Here is a 16,159-nt window from a genome sequence, read left to right on the forward strand (position 1 = left end):
ACACCCTCATTTAAATCATATAAAAACTCCGCGAATGCTTAAAAAAATTATAAAAATCACCGGCATAAGCCTGCTCGTATTGATAGCACTCTTGTTTACCCTGCCTTTTATATTCAAAGGAAGGATCATTCGTATAGTAAAAACACAGATCAATAAAAATATTAACGCAAAAGTGGACTTCACCAACGTAACCGTCTCCTTCTTCCGCCGCTTTCCACGCGTATCCGTAGCTATCGATAACATGAATATCGTAGGCCTGTCGCCATTCCGCGGCGATACCCTGCTAAGCGCAAAAGAAGCCAACCTTGCCCTTAACCTATGGAGTGTAATTAAGGGAGATGAAATGCAGATCCATTCCGTTATAGTAAAACAACCAAGGGTCTTCGCACTGGTCAATAAACAAGGACAGGCCAATTGGAATATCATGAAGCCCGACACCTCAACAACTGCAGCAGCCGACACCGCAACCGGTAGCTTCCGCATGCAGCTCCAACACTACGTTATAAACGATGGCTATATCGTTTATAAAGACGAACAGGCCGGTATGAGCAGCGAAATACAACACCTGCAACACGAAGGTAGCGGCGATTTCACAGCCGACATGTTTACCCTCAGCACCAAAACCAAAGCAGATGCCGTAACCTTTACCTATGGCGGCATCCCTTATCTGCTCAATACCACCACCAGCATAAACGCCGATATCCAAATAGAAGCAGCTAAAATGTTGTTTAAATTTAAAACAGAAGATATCAGCGTCAATGACCTGAAACTGCAGACAAACGGCTCCTTCCAGCTGCTAAACGATAGTACCTATAAAATGGACATCAACTTCAACGCCCCATCCAACGACTTCAAAAGTATCCTGTCATTGGTCCCCGCTGTCTATAAAAAAGATTTCGACAAAATCAAAACCAGCGGTAAAGCTACCCTGAAAGGATTCGTAAAAGGAACTTATACCCCTGTTCAAATACCCTCCTACTCCCTTGAACTAGGGATAGAAAATGGTTTCTTCCAATACCCCGACCTGCCCGCCCCCGTTCAGAATATCCAGTTGGCCATGCACATCAGCAATCCCGATGGTATCACCGACAATACAGTTGTTGATATTCAAAAAGGACATATTGAATTTGGAAAAGACCCGTTCGATTTTCACCTGCTCTTAAAACAACCCATGACTAACCGGTATATCGACGCAGGTGCAAAAGGTAAACTCGACCTCGCAGGCGTTACCCAATTCGTAAAACTCGACGCAGGTACCAAACTTTCGGGCCTCGTAAATGCCGACGTCCAGGCAAAAGGCGACCTTGCCGTAGTCTTGGCACAAAAACCCGGTAACTTCACCGCAAGTGGCTTCGCAGAAATAAGCAGGTTATACTACGCCTCACCCGCATTCCCGCAGCCAATTCAGAATACAAGCGCACGTATCGTCTTCACCAACCCCGATGGCGTCCCCGATCATACCACCATACAAATACCAGCAGCACACATCGAAGTAGGTAAAGATGCAGCAGACCTCACACTCGTGCTCAAAACACCGGCATCCGATCCCGATTTCAACGTAACGGCAAAAGGAGACCTCAACCTCGCTAACATTGCACAATTCTACACCTTTGAACCAGGCACTTCACTGTCAGGCCAGCTGCAGGCCAACATAGCATGCAAAGGAAAGAAATCAGCTATCGATGCCAAACGCTACGATGCCATACAAACCTCGGGTAGCATACACGCAAATAATATTTTATACAAATCCAAAGACTATCCCGATGGCGTAGCCCTCAAAACAGGTGATGTAACCTTTAACCCCGCACGCGTTGCCATAAGCAACGTAGCCGGCAGCTTCATGCAAACAAACTTTACCGCAGGCGGCGGATTCGATAACCTCTTTGGTTATGCCCTGAAAGACGAAGCACTGAAAGGAAGCCTCCAGGTTAAAGCCGATAAAATAAACCTTAACAAATGGATGGGCTTAAGCAACACCACAACCGACACCACCACCACAACAACATCCGAACCATTCATCGTGCCTTCCAACCTGCAGCTCACCCTCTCCGCCAACGCCGGTGAAGTCACTTACGACAAAACAACCTACTCCAACGTAGCAGGCACACTCGACATAAAAGACCAGGCTATACAACTGAAGAATGTGCAAATGCAGGCGCTGGGCGGTAGCCTCGCACTCAATGGCTCATATGCCACAAAAGAAGACAAAAAGAAACCGGCTATCACCCTCAGCTACGATGTAAAAGACCTCGACATCCAGAAAACTTTTTATGCCTTCAATACAGTGCAGAAACTGATGCCCATAGGCCAGTTCATAGCAGGAAAATTGAGCTCGCAGCTCACCTTAAAAGGACGGCTCGGAGAAACCATGATGCCCGAACTCGGCAGCCTTACAGGCAACGGTAACCTGCTGTTGCTCCAGGGCGTCTTAAGCAAATTCGAACCACTAAGCAAACTGGCATCAACACTTAACATCGCCGACCTCCGGGACCTTACCTTGAAAGATCTCAAAAGCCAGTTCGAACTGGCTAATGGTAAAGTGCTCGTAAAGCCCTTTAACCTGCAGGTAAAAGATATCGGGATGGAAATAGGCGGCATGCATGGCATCGACCAAAGCATCGACTATGTCATCAACATGAAGGTACCACGCGAAAAACTGGGAGCAAAAGCCAACCAGCTGGTCAACACCCTCGCATCAAAAGCCAGCGCACAGGGCATCAGCATTAACCCCGGCGATGTTATCAACCTCAAGATCAACCTCGGCGGCAGCATCACCAAACCCACCATCAGCACCGATCTTAAAGGAGCAACAACCAGCCTCGCAGAAGACCTCAAACAGCAGGCGAATAATTTTGCAGCAGAAAAGAAAGCCGCAGCCGACAGCGCCGTGGCAGCTGCAAAACAAGCCGCCAGGGATACACTCCAGTCAGTAAAGAATAAGGTGATAGAAGACGCAGGCAAAGCATTGAAAGAACAGTTGCTGGGAGCAAAAAAAGATAGCACCGCAACAAAAGACAGCTTAAGCACACGCCAGAAAGTAGAAGAAGCAGGTAAAGGCTTATTAAAAGGAATACTTAAAAAGAAACAATAAACAAATGAAAACACAGAACTATAAAAACCACGTACGGTACTACCCGCCACATCACTTCATGTTTTACCCCATCGTGCTGGCTATGCTCATCATCAGCATTCGCAACATCATGCGCAATACGGCAAATACAAATGAATGGATAATGCTTACAGCCCTGGTAATAATGCTTACCTGGCTGGCATTCATGACACGCCAGCACTACGCGCTCATGTTACAAAACAGGCTGGTACGCCTGGAAATGTCTTTCAGGTATTATGTCTTAACACAGTCACGGCTCGAGCTGCTCCAGCCACAACTCACATTCGGACAATTGGCGGCACTTCGCTTCGCCAGCGACGAAGAACTGCCCGCACTCGTACAACGTACACTCCGGGAACAACTAACCCCCGATCTCATAAAACAGGCCATCAAAAACTGGCGCCCCGATCATATGAGGGTATAAGAACTACAACCACACAAACCGGTTCCCAATATTGCACAAAGGCCGTATCAAAAACAGATACGGCCTTTAAATATTATAATTTATCAAAATAATTAAGCAGGACTCTTCGAGCACTCCTCGAAATACTGCGCAGCTATCTCCTCCATCATCTCGGCACGCAGCGGCTTATTCATAAACCTGATCACATCATTGTTGCCAATAGCACGGCGCTCATCATCAGGATTCAGCGAAGTCGTAAGCATGATCACCACGATCTTTGCCTTCTGATCCGATGATAACTTGGTATACTCCTCCATAAAATCCCAGCCCGACATGCCAGGCATGTTGATATCAAGGAATATAATACCCGGACGAGGCAACTCAGTAGAACACTCAACCTTCGAACCATGGGTAAGAAAGTCAAGCGCCTCCTGTGCAGACTCCGTCGCCTGAACATGCACATCCACCTGCGACTTCTGTATAGCCTTTGTGTGAATGAAATTAGCCAGATGATCATCATCTACTAACAGTACACAATCGAGGTTTTTGAATTTTTTCATGATACGATGAGCGTTATATAATATTAAGTGTAAAATAAAAGGTACTGCCTTCTCCTGGAGTCGATTTTACCGACAATTGCCCCTGATGCATTTCCACAATTTTCTTGCAATGAGCCAAACCAATACCATTCCCTTCAAATTCAGCCCTGTTATGAAGCCGTTGAAAGATCATAAATATCTTATCGCGGTGCTTTTCATCAATACCAATACCATTGTCCTTTACCTCAAAATACCATTGGTTATCCCTTCGCTCTGCCGAGATCTCTATAACCGGCGACACCCCTTCCTTTTTGAACTTGAGCGCATTGCTTATCAGGTTCTGCATCAGTTGACGAAGCTCCGTCTCAAAACCACGCACTACGGGCAAACTGGTATAGGTAATGGTAGCATCGGCTGCCTCTATAGATACCCGCATATCTTTCTTGAGCGTCTCCATAAGCACATTAAAATCAACCTCCGATATAAGCTGCTGACGGCCTATACGCGAATAATCAAGCAAACCCTTGATAAGACTCCGAAGCCTTAACGAAGCCTCCTCTATAAAATTAACATACGTCGAAGCCTGCGCATCTGCCTCCAGCGCCTCGGCATATTCAGCCTTGATGAGCTCTATGAAATTGGAAATCGTAAGCAAAGGTTCCTGGAGATCATGCGACGCGATATAAACAAACTGCTCCAGGTCACGGTTAATACGGCCAAGCTCCTCCATACGCTTCATCGCAGCCTGCTCCGCTAACATCCGCTCCGTAAGATCACGGGTTACCTTCGTAAAACCTATCAGCGAACCGTCATCATCATGCACTGCCGTAATAAGAATGCTCCCCCAGAAACGCGTACCATCTTTACGCATACGCCATCCCTCGGCTTTAGCCTTCCCCTCATCAGCAGCCTGCTTTATTAAATGCGCTGGCTTATTCTTTAAAATGTCCTCAGGTGTGTAGAATATACTGAAATGCTGACCTATGATCTCCTGGCTCGTATAGCCCTTGATCAAACTGGCCCCTCGGTTCCAGTTCGAGATGCGCCCGTTGACATCAAGGGACACAATAGCATAATCTTCTATTTCATCGAACATCCTTTTATAAAGACGCTCGTCGGTTTTCAGGGACATCGGAATACGGTTATATGCAGCTTACAAAGTGTAAAACTACGGCAAAACTCATGTCCCGGATGTTATCAACACCTAAAAATTTGGATAAAGACGCTTTATACGCTCAATCCAAGTATGGATCATATCAGGATTCATCTGCGAAGTGAAGTTGGGCAGATGAAAGCGGATGGTCATATGCTTAGGGTTCTGTATAAATATAAAGTTACCTCCTAGGAAGATAGAATAGCCCTCAAGTCCGCCAGGCGTTGCAACCTGCTCAAATTTTCGGGTAGTGGCAATCTCTTCGAAATCTGTAATCACACAAACGTTTTCCATGCGACTAAATTAGAATATTTTCCCATATTGTTCAATTACCTTGCCAATCACTTTGTTTACCGACTTTTACCTACACCATTCCCCCCTAAACCTAGGGAGATAGACAAAATGTCTGAAATTAACAAACGTTAGTCCTCCCATAACTATGAAGGTCTGACAGCACAGCCGCCACATAAGAAATATCTCCCCCACCCTTACAAATAGGAATAAATATTGCCATATAACCCGGTGCAGCAACAAATCCCCCGCAGCAAAAGCCATAAACCCACCACCAAAAAAGTACGCTTTATATAGCCGTCTTAAAGCCGCCATGGAGCCGCATTAATACCATTGATATCAAAACAATAAACCGCCAGCCAATAACAACTAAACTAGCGCACTACCCGGCTCATCGGAAACTGCCTCACCATCGCCTTCCCATCCAAACGCCCCGATATCTCCGCCATAAGCGAATCAGCCGCTAGATGCCTGTAAGTGATCCTGGTAGGAAAATCATGCGCAGGGTTCTCAAAAACCAGGTACGATGGCGTACCGGAACGCATAACAAATGCAACAGGCTTCCTGTCGTTTTGATTCATCGTGGTCGCCACATACCATAACTGGCCATTACGATGCTCCAGGCTCACCACCTCGAGCATCATCGTATCCGCTGCCTTCAGGTAATAACTTTTGCCATAAAAAGTACTGTCATCTATCTGCTGCCAGCTTTCGTAAATAGCCCCGTTGCTTTTCTTTTGCTGCCAGGTTCCCAGCAACCACTTCAGCTCACTTATACGAACGCCATCACCAGGCAAACCACCCACTTTGAATATCGAAGCCCCGCCCGGCATCAAAAACAGGCAGCAAGGCAATAGAAAACAGAAGTATTTAACCACGTTCATAAGCATTGTCATTGGTCGAAGTAAGATAAACATAAATAATTGCCGCCACAACTCCATCCCCCTTTCACATTAATGTCATCCATTCCTTCCCGCACCCCCTTCCCCCTGAAACAGAATTTTTAGTCCCCGGATAAAGCGAATTGGCACGAGTATTATTGCATATTTAATATGACACTCACAACCTATAGAAAGAAAAGGTCCTTTAACCAAACCCCGGAACCCCAGGGTGGCAAGGCCGGCACCAAAGCACTCCATTTCGTGGTACAGCAGCATGCTGCCAGCCACCTCCACTACGACTTCCGCCTCGAAATGGACGGCGTCCTGAAAAGCTGGGCCATACCTAAAGGCCCTTCATTGAACCCGCAAGACAAACGCCTCGCCATGATGGTCGAAGACCACCCCTACGATTACCGCAACTTCGAAGGCATCATCCCAAAAGGAAACTACGGCGCCGGAACCGTCATCGTATGGGACCAGGGTGAACTCGAACCGCTGGAACCATCAGGAGATAAGAAAAAAGATGAAAAAGCCCTCCTGCAACAACTCAAAGCCGGCTCATTGAAATTTAGCCTGCATGGCACCAAGCTCAAAGGTGAATTTGCACTGGTGAAATTGAAGAACGCCCGCGAAAACAACGCCTGGCTCCTCATCAAACACCGCGATAAGTATGCAAAAGAAACCGATATCACTAAAAAGAATAGATCCGTCATAAGCGACAAAACACTCGGGCAAATAGCAAAAACCAGCGATGTTATCTACGAACACGGGAAACTAAGCAAGGCCAAAACCAACACCACATCAAAAACAACTAAAAAAACAGCCCCCCCCAAAAAAACAGCTCCAAAGAAAACAACAAGCCGTAATAAAAAAACCGTTGCAGCTGCTAAAACTACTCCCGGCAGGAAAACCACCTCCCGGTCAGCAGCCACCCCAAAAGCAGCCGTACCCAAGGCTGCCACAAAAGCAACCACCCCAAAAACAGCCGCCGCAACAACAAAACCGCAACAGCCACTCCCGGTAACAGGCCCCAAAGCCGCTTTCCCCAAAACAGCCAAACCCATGCTGGCAATGCTCGCCAACAAACCCTTCAACGCAGAAGGCTGGCTCTACGAAGTGAAATGGGATGGCTACCGGGCACTGGCCCTTAGCCACAAAGGCAAACTCGAACTCTTATCACGCAACGCAAAGTCTTTTAACGATAAATTCTACCCCGTTTACCAGGCAGTAAAAGATTGGGGCATCGATGCAGTGGTCGATGGAGAGATCTGTGTGTTGAACGAAAAAGGCATCTCCCACTTCGGCTCCCTCCAGAACTGGCGAAGCGAAGCCGATGGCGACCTCGTCTACTACGTATTCGACCTGCTATGGCTCGAAGGGCGTAACCTTATGTCCCTGCCACTAACCCAACGCCGCGCACTATTGGCTTCACGTATGCCCAAAGACAGTATCATCAGGTTCAGCGAAGCCTTCGAAAGCACAGCCACGGAATTTCTCGAAGCCGCCACCAACCTCGGCATGGAAGGCATCATGGCCAAAAAAGCAGATAGCGAATACATCCCCGGAGAACGAACATCCAGCTGGATAAAGATCAAAGCACACAAACGCCACGAAGTAGTAATAGGAGGCTATACCCGGAATGAAGATACACCCAGGCCTTTCAGCTCCCTGCTCGTAGGCATATACGACGAAGAAGGACATTTTGTATATACCGGCAAAATAGGCACCGGCTTTAACATAGCACAGCAGAAAGAAATGCTGGCCCAATTCAATAAACTCAAACGCAAGACCTCCCCCTTCGAAATAGTACCCGATATCAACAAACCATCACGCTTCCGCCCCAATCCGCCCGAAGCAAAAGCAACCTGGCTCAAACCACAACTGGTTTGCGAAGTAAGTTATACCGAAGTGACCACAGACGGCGTCATGCGCCACCCCAGCTTCGAAGGCATGCGAACCGATAAAGAAGCAAAAAAAGTAGTAGCCGAAAAAGCTGTAGCCGTAAGCAACCTTACAAAAAAAGAAGCCACTAAAACAGAAAAAATGTTAAAGCCGGTATCTAAAAAAGGACGCAAAACTTTGTTGAACCCAACAGAGGAAACACAGGTCAAAACTGTCAATGGAAACGAGCTCAGCTTCACCAACTTAAGTAAACCATATTGGCCCAACGACGGCTACTCAAAAAGAGACATGCTCAACTATTACTACCAGGTAGCACCATATATCCTCCCCTACCTGGTAGATAGACCACAATCATTGAACCGTTACCCCAATGGCATCAAAGGCGGTAGCTTCTACCAGAAAGACGTAACAGGCAAAGTCCCCGATTGGATTCAGCAGTTTCCCTACACAACAGGCGAAGGTGAAGACAAAAACTTCATGGTAGCGTCCAACGAAGCTAGCCTCTTATATATGGCCAACCTCGGTGTAATAGAAATGAACCCATGGAGCAGCACTATCCATTATCCCGATTACCCCAACTGGTGCCTGATAGACCTTGATCCGTCCAAAAGCAACACCTTCGATCAGGTCATCACCGTTGCGCAAACAGTGAACGAAGTGCTGACGGAAATGAAGGTAAAAAGCTATCCGAAAACATCCGGCTCAACAGGCATCCATATATATATACCATTAGGCGCACAATACACCTACGATCAAAGTCAGCTGTTCGCAAAAATGATCGCCGCAAGCGTACAACAACGCCTGCCGGAATTCACCAGCATCGAACGCATGACACGCAAACGAAAAGGAAAGCTGTATATCGATTACCTGCAAAACCGCCCGCAGGCAACACTGGCAGCCCCCTATTCATTACGCCCAAAACCCGGGGCAACGGTCTCCATGCCCTTACACTGGGAAGAAGTGAAAAAAGGATTGCAGCTCAAAGACTTCAACATCCAAAACGCCATAGCACGCATAACATCCGAAGGCGACATCTTCCGCCCCGTATTAGGCAAAGGCATTAACCTTGAAAAAATTATTAACCTGAAATAAAATACCATGAGCGACAACAAAGCCTACACCGGCAAACAAGACCGCATCAGGATCAGCTCAAAAGATCCCAACGAAGTAGAATATGTACATCGCTTGTTCCCCAGCCTCACACATGAACAAATAGTGGAGGCCATCAAACGGGCCGGCCCGCTCCGCCAGGAAGTGATGAAATATCTCAAAGAACTAACGAAACAATAAAACCTGACCATATGCATAACATGACATTCGTCACATAATCCGTTGAAACAGCTCCCCTTCAAATAAAGGATACGCACTTCAACGAAATAAAAAAATCTCCGCCGGGCAACGAAAAAAAGCATTGGTCCACAATAAAATGATCAGGTCAAAAAAGTACACATCGTCCCTTTTTATGCACCAATACAATAGCACAAAGTCGATCCTAAAGAAAGATTAATGCTTTTTTTCTCCTCGGCAAACAAGCCCGCGCCGCTACGCCCGCGAACGCTGAAACCCTTATTGCGTCTGCACTACACTATAAACTTTATTTCTGCACAACACACTATGTATGCTATTTTTTTCGTTGTTTTAAAGGAATAACGTTTTAGTCTATGAAGGATATAATAAGAATCAAAGCAGAGATCCTCGGAGGCTTCACACAAAAGCCACGGCCGGTACATTCCGATAGCGAAATAGAAAAGTTTGTCGCAGAAGTAAAACAACGCATGCAGGTATTACCCGATGCCGATGTTATTGAATTCGTCACCGTTTATGGTGGAGCAGCATTTAAATACGAAGTGTTTATCCCTGTAACGGAGAAGCTCGACTTCTTACCCGTAAACGCTCCGCTCACTACTGTCATCGGATGGAATTCATCACCTTCTATCCTCTCCTACATCGATACCTATTATAAAAAAGAACGTATCGCCGAACGCTTCTTCCCCCTCTTCGAAGGCGGCGCAGGCGACTTTATCTATTACTCCCTCGAAAAAGATACAATGGGATCTATCTACTACTGGCACCCCGAAGCAGGCCGTGCTTATAAAGTATTGCTGTCCCGCTCTTTCCTCGAATTTATGGGCGCACTATACAGCCACAAAACCTTATCGGCCCTGGCAGTCTAGTCCATTCATAATAATAGCACACCCAAAAAGAAAACAGCTGTATTCCCCGTTCAGGCAATTCTCACCCGAAACAGGAATACAGCTGTTTTGCTATCCATGCCCCTTTACCGCAAACAAAAAATCACCATCGTCAACATTTAATATTTATTCACGCTAACCGCCTCATCAGACAACACTCCATCCAACCAAACCACGAATAATTTAGAACAACTTTATTATAAAACGTTTAAGCAAAGAATTATTGCAAAACTTTCGGAAGTATCCATGTAAAACGATGCATGTATCATTGCAGGCATTCAATTCCATGTAAACTTCCGCAAACTATGAACACGACAACGATTGCCTGGCTTTCAGAAGTAGGCATTAACGACCTGGAACAGGTAGGAGGAAAAAACGCCTCCCTGGGAGAAATGATTCAGCACTTGGGTAAATTGGGCATCCGCATTCCCAATGGCTACGTGATAACCGTAGAAGGTTATCGCAGCTTCTGTAGCTACAACCACCTCGAACAACAGATCCGCGACCTGGTGAACGCTATAGACCATAACAGCGTTACATCATTGCGACGCGTAGGCCAGCAGGTCCGTCAACTGATCCGCAACTCCAAATTCCCGCCGGAACTGAGTAAACAGATCATCGACACCTACCAGCAGCTTTCAGCAAACTACGCACAGGAAGCCACCGACGTAGCAGTACGCTCTTCCGCCACAGCCGAAGACCTGCCCGACGCATCCTTTGCAGGCCAGCAGGAAACCTACCTCAACGTACGTGGCCCCGCCGCACTCATGGATGCCGTCCGCAATTGCTTCGCATCACTCTTCACAGACCGCGCCATCAGCTATCGCCAGCGATTCGGGTACGATCACTTCGCAGTAGGCCTCTCCGTATGCGTCCAGAAAATGGTCCGCTCCGATCTCGGCGCCGCAGGTGTGGCTTTTTCTCTCGACCCCGAAACAGGCTTCCGCGATATCGTCGTTATCAACGGCGCATTCGGCCTCGGCGAAATGGTCGTGCAGGGAGCCCTCTCACCCGACGAATTCATCGTCTTCAAACCTAAACTCAAAGAAGGCTACCCCGCTATCATCGAAAAAAAACTGGGCCGCAAAGACCAGAAAATGGTCTACGGCGACAACCCCGATGAACGCGTACGCATCATCCCTACAGAAAAACCCGCACGGTCTCTGTTTTGTATCCCCGATCATTTCATCCTCCAGCTCGCAGGCTGGGTATGCCAGATCGAAGATTATTACAGCAACCTCAAAAACCATTATTGCCCCATGGATATAGAATGGGCAGTAGATGGCTTAAGTCAGCAACTATACATAGTGCAGGCCCGCCCCGAAACTGTCCAAAGCCGTAAAGAACAACAAACCGTTACCAGCTACAGCCTCAGCAAACCCGATGGACTGGAAATAAACACGCTCTGTAAAGGCATCGCCGTAGGCGACAAAATAGCCTCCGGGAAAGTCAACATCTTCTACTCTCTCGACGAACGCGTCGAAGGAGAAGCCTTCCGCGAAGGCGATGTGCTCGTAACCGACATGACCGACCCCGATTGGGAACCCATCATGAAAAAAGCTTCGGCTATCATCACCAACAAAGGAGGACGCACCTGCCATGCAGCCATCGTTGCCAGGGAAATGGGTGTACCCGCTATCGTAGGCTGTGTCAATGCAACAGAAATATTACAGCCCGGCACGCTTATCACCGCCTCCTGCGCCGAAGGAGAAGAAGGCTTCGTATACGAAGGAGAGATCCCTTTCCAAAAAACAGAGACCAACCTCTCAACACTGCCCGGGATCAGGACCAACCTCATGCTAAACGTCGGCAGCCCTGCTATGGCATTCCAGTTTGCACACCTGCCCCATAGAGGAATAGGCCTCGCTCGCGAAGAGTTTATCATCAACAATTACATCAAGGCACACCCACTGGCGCTCTTGCACCACCACAACCTCAACGACCCCGCTCTGTCCGGAACAATTGACAAACTCATCGCAGGTTATAAAAACGAACGCACCTACTTTATTCAAAAGCTGTCTTATGGCATCGCACGCATAGCCGCAGCATTTTACCCCTACAAGGTCATCGTCCGCTTCTCCGATTTCAAAAGCAACGAATACTATAACCTCACCGGGGGAAAATACTTCGAACCAAAGGAAGAAAATCCTATGATAGGCTGGCGCGGAGCCTCACGCTACTACTCCGAAGAATACAAAGAAGCTTTCGGACTCGAATGCGCTGCCATCAAAAAGGTCCGCACCGAAATGGGCCTCAACAACGTAGTGGTAATGATCCCCTTCTGCCGTACAGTCGATGAACTGCTGAAAGTAAAAGCCACCATGAACGAATATGGCCTCAAACAGGGAGAAGATGGCCTCGAAATATACCTCATGGCCGAACTACCCTCAAACATCCTCGTAGCAGAAGAATTCGCCCGGCATGTAGACGGCTTCTCGATAGGTAGTAACGACCTCACACAGCTCACCCTCGGCCTGGATCGTGACTCCACCCTTGTCGCAGGCCTCTACGACGAAAGAAATAAAGCAGTGCTCAAACTCATAGACATGCTTATTCAAACCGCCCGCGAAGCAGGGGTCAAAGTAGGCATCTGTGGCCAGGGCCCCTCAGACCATCCCGACTTTGCACAGTTCCTCGTAGAACGTGGCATCGACTCCATCTCCGTAACCCCCGATTCTCTCATCAAAACCGTCCATGCCATTCACGAAGTGGAAAAACGAATGCACCGCGAAGCACCTTTGACCTGTTAACAGGGTACTTACACCCGGTAGAACATCAATCTCAACCCGGCAACAATAGCGCCGCTTAAATAAAAACTGAAGCCCGGTATAATACAATGGGGCTGCCCAAACAAATGGTCGGCCCCATTCTTCATAACAAAACCTGCCCCTTGAAAACAGCGGAAGCGCTTAAGCTATTCTTAGCAATTATTCAATGATATCTTTCCTTAAATAGATTTTTTTTACAAGGTTACATTTGCATGCAGTCCTTTAGCTTTGCAGCCACGCCGGAGACCAGGAAAATATAAACCAACCTGCTGCAAGAGCTGGCAACAGGTTATATATGTAAAATCAAAGCATTAGTATGAGAAAGCTTCGATTGGCGGGTGCTTTAGTGGTATTATTACTATCAGGCAACGGAGTTATGGCACAACAGTTCAAAGACGGAAAGCTATGGTTGAACGAGGATGGAACCAACTACTTCAAAATGACGCTCCACTCCCAGTTCTGGATCCGTAATACCGAAATGAATCCCGGCAGTACCATCAATGGATATCCAAAGAACAACTTCACCGATATAGGTATCCGCAGGGCAAGGGTCCAGGCATTCGGACAGGTTGCCGACAGGGTGTTCTTATACTCCCATTTCGGCATCAACAACTTCAACTATGGAGCAGACCGCAAACCTTCATTCTTCGTTCACGACATTACAGGCGAATACGAGATAGTACGCAAACATCTCTGGCTCGGAACAGGCCTCGCAGGCTGGAATGGCCTTACACGCTTCTCCGGCCCCTCAACTGCTACGATCATGGGCCTCGACATCCCACTATTCGAATTAACAACATTTGAAGCAACCGACCAGTTCCTCCGTAAATTTAGCCTCTACGCAAAAGGAAAATTCGGCAAGTTCGACTATCGCGTGATCATGAGTAACCCCATGTCTGTACAAAAAAGCAACGGCTACTCCGCCGCCATCAGCGAAATATCTAACTTCTCTCCCAAACCGCCTAAAATGCAATGGCACGGCTATTTCCAATGGCAGTTCCTCGACCAGGAATCAAACGCCACCCCTTACGCAACAGGCACCTACCTCGGCAGCAAACGTGTATTTAACATAGGCGCAGGATTCCAATACCAGCCCGAAGCTATGTGGCATAAAGGTGCAGGCAGCGACACCGTCACAACCGATATGCGCCAGTTCGCTGTAGACGCCTACTACGATGCACCCGTTAATAAACATACAGGCACCGCATTAAGCGCTTACGCAGCATTTGTAAACCTCGATTATGGCCCCGGATATCTCCGTAACCTCGCAGTAATGAACCCCGCCAATGGTACCACCATGCCAAACATCATTAACGGCAGCGGTAACGGTTACCCCACTTTCGGAACAGGTAATGTAGTATACGCACAGCTAGGTTATAAGTTGAAAAACAACCTCATTGGTACAACAACGCTTATGCCCTACGCCAGCGTACAGCACGCCAGCTATGAACGCCTCGATAAACCAATGACCTTCTGGGACCTGGGCCTAAACTGGCTGCTGAAAGGACATACCTCAAAACTCACATTCGCATATCAGAACAGGCCGGTCTTCGAAACACGCACCCCCGGCGCCAATGCACAATTAACCAGCCACAAAGGCAGCTACATCCTGCAATACCAGGTCTTCCTGAACTAAATGAACGCTATAAATAGAAACGAGGCTGTATCATGATCGGTACAGCCTCGTTTATTAAGCCCCTGCAGCAAAGGCGTATTAGTCTAAAACTTGCGCAGCAGCATTTTAAAAGACAACTGTTATCACCTCAGCACCCCCATCCCCCATAACATCTTCTAGGTTCTTGGTAATATTTACTGCGCTCCCGCCAGCCGATAAAGTAGCACCTGGCCCCGAAACCGATTTAGCCACACGCGGCAAATGAAAAACAGCGTCATATGTCATGATAGAGGCTATGCCGAACATCGATTTCAAAAGCGCCATACCCTGCTTCATATCAGCCTCGCTCATACCGGTCTGCCCATTTGCAGATTTATTGTTGTCAAGCTGTATTAAAAGCGTATCCTTACCCTTCCAATGAATCTGTTGCTCCTGCGGACCACCAAAAGGAACCTGGTTCCTTATCTCATCAGGCGTCTTCAAATGAACCGAAGAAAATTGATTATAAGCCTCCAGCGAAGGCATTGAAAAACGAACGCTTCCCGAAGAGCTATTCCTATTCCAGCGGCTGAACAATATTTTTACATCCTGGTTGTTGATAGGAAGCCGTTCAAACACCGCTCCCACAGAATCCCACGCCATAGCCAATGTATCAAAAGACAAAGACTGCGGCTGCCCCGCCATAGCTAAAAGACCCTTTAATTTATTGGCCGTTATTGTATCAAGATGCATCAGCATATTACGGTCTATACTGTTGTCACCATGTAAATGAATATCTTCTTTAACGGAACAGGAAGCCAAAGCTACTACTGTAGCAGCAACAAGCAGGAGTTGTTTTATCATGAAATAAAAATACCACCGATCCTGGATAAAAACACAACAACCCGCCAGCAACCCGCAAAAAAAGCCGTATCACATTTGCGATACGGCCTGTCTGTTTACCTGTAATAACGGTCATAGCCACGTCCACGGCCATGATGGTGATGCGGCGGATAGCCTCCCCTGCCACGCCCTTGCACAACAATAACCTGCGGCGGAGGCGGCGGCTGATGGTACACAACAACCCTGCGCGGAGGCGGAGGAGGACAAGGCTGCTCATAAACCACTACCCTCGCTGGCGGAGGTGGAGGAGGACAATACCCAGGCGATCCAACACCTATGTTCACATTCACCCGCACCTGGGCCCCGGCTTCATTTACCAGTGCAGCACCGGCACACATAGCTGCAACCAAGAGAATCTTTTTCATGTTACTGTTTATTGGTTGATCAGCTTATTTCGAATTCAATGCCATATTTAGCGCACTAT

General features: G+C 47.5%; 13 protein-coding genes. 7 read left to right on the forward strand and 6 right to left on the reverse strand.

What is annotated here, in order from left to right:
• The first annotated feature begins 34 nt into the window (after positions 1–34).
• Together ESB13_RS15055 and ESB13_RS15060 are read left to right on the forward strand one after the other, a co-directional pair.
• Complete coding sequence (locus ESB13_RS15055) at positions 35–3,091, forward strand: AsmA family protein (RefSeq protein WP_129004462.1); 3,057 nt, start codon at positions 35–37, stop codon at positions 3,089–3,091.
• Between the two features lie 4 nt (positions 3,092–3,095).
• On the forward strand, positions 3,096–3,533 hold the full coding sequence (locus tag ESB13_RS15060) for a DUF6526 family protein (RefSeq protein WP_129004463.1): 438 nt from the start codon (positions 3,096–3,098) through the stop codon (positions 3,531–3,533).
• A 92-nt stretch (positions 3,534–3,625) separates the two neighbouring features.
• Here ESB13_RS15060 and ESB13_RS15065 read toward each other — a convergent pair whose 3' ends face one another.
• From ESB13_RS15065 to ESB13_RS15080, 4 genes are all read right to left on the reverse strand, one after another.
• A complete protein-coding gene (locus ESB13_RS15065; RefSeq protein WP_129004464.1) occupies positions 3,626–4,072 on the reverse strand; it encodes a response regulator in 447 nt (148 codons plus the stop codon).
• Positions 4,073–4,085: 13 nt separating this feature from the next.
• Positions 4,086–5,183, reverse strand: coding sequence for a sensor histidine kinase (locus tag ESB13_RS15070; RefSeq protein ID WP_129004465.1), 1,098 nt, complete (start codon positions 5,181–5,183; stop codon positions 4,086–4,088).
• Between the two features lie 72 nt (positions 5,184–5,255).
• Positions 5,256–5,498 (reverse strand): hypothetical protein, encoded by a 243-nt coding sequence (locus tag ESB13_RS15075; RefSeq protein WP_129004466.1) that lies wholly within the window; start codon positions 5,496–5,498, stop codon positions 5,256–5,258.
• Positions 5,499–5,869: 371 nt separating this feature from the next.
• Positions 5,870–6,391, reverse strand: a complete 522-nt coding sequence (locus ESB13_RS15080) for a DUF6265 family protein (RefSeq protein ID WP_129004467.1) — start codon at positions 6,389–6,391, stop codon at positions 5,870–5,872.
• 156 nt (positions 6,392–6,547) lie between these two features.
• Here ESB13_RS15080 and ligD point away from each other — a divergent pair, with 156 nt between their 5' ends.
• From ligD to ESB13_RS15105, 5 genes are all read left to right on the forward strand, one after another.
• On the forward strand, positions 6,548–9,370 hold the full coding sequence (gene ligD / locus ESB13_RS15085; protein ID WP_129004468.1) for a DNA ligase D: 2,823 nt from the start codon (positions 6,548–6,550) through the stop codon (positions 9,368–9,370).
• Between the two features lie 6 nt (positions 9,371–9,376).
• Positions 9,377–9,568, forward strand: coding sequence for a DUF3606 domain-containing protein (locus tag ESB13_RS15090; RefSeq protein ID WP_129004469.1), 192 nt, complete (start codon positions 9,377–9,379; stop codon positions 9,566–9,568).
• A 371-nt stretch (positions 9,569–9,939) separates the two neighbouring features.
• The gene (locus ESB13_RS15095; protein WP_129004470.1) at positions 9,940–10,452 is read left to right on the forward strand and encodes an SMI1/KNR4 family protein; all 513 of its coding nucleotides are present in this window, start codon (positions 9,940–9,942) and stop codon (positions 10,450–10,452) included.
• A gap of 323 nt (positions 10,453–10,775) precedes the next feature.
• Positions 10,776–13,220: a phosphoenolpyruvate synthase gene (gene ppsA / locus ESB13_RS15100; protein WP_129004471.1), complete on the forward strand. Its 2,445-nt coding sequence runs from the start codon at positions 10,776–10,778 to the stop codon at positions 13,218–13,220.
• A gap of 334 nt (positions 13,221–13,554) precedes the next feature.
• On the forward strand, positions 13,555–14,874 hold the full coding sequence (locus ESB13_RS15105) for a hypothetical protein (RefSeq protein WP_246022564.1): 1,320 nt from the start codon (positions 13,555–13,557) through the stop codon (positions 14,872–14,874).
• 105 nt (positions 14,875–14,979) lie between these two features.
• Here the strand turns inward: ESB13_RS15105 and ESB13_RS15110 are convergent, their stop codons facing one another.
• Both ESB13_RS15110 and ESB13_RS15115 read right to left on the reverse strand, forming a co-directional pair.
• Positions 14,980–15,696, reverse strand: coding sequence for a hypothetical protein (locus ESB13_RS15110; protein ID WP_129004473.1), 717 nt, complete (start codon positions 15,694–15,696; stop codon positions 14,980–14,982).
• A 95-nt stretch (positions 15,697–15,791) separates the two neighbouring features.
• The gene (locus ESB13_RS15115) at positions 15,792–16,100 is read right to left on the reverse strand and encodes a hypothetical protein (protein ID WP_129004474.1); all 309 of its coding nucleotides are present in this window, start codon (positions 16,098–16,100) and stop codon (positions 15,792–15,794) included.
• Between the last annotated feature and the right edge of the window lie 59 nt (positions 16,101–16,159).

Source organism: Filimonas effusa (assembly GCF_004118675.1).
In the GTDB taxonomy this organism is placed as follows: Bacteria; Bacteroidota; Bacteroidia; order Chitinophagales; family Chitinophagaceae; genus Filimonas; species Filimonas effusa.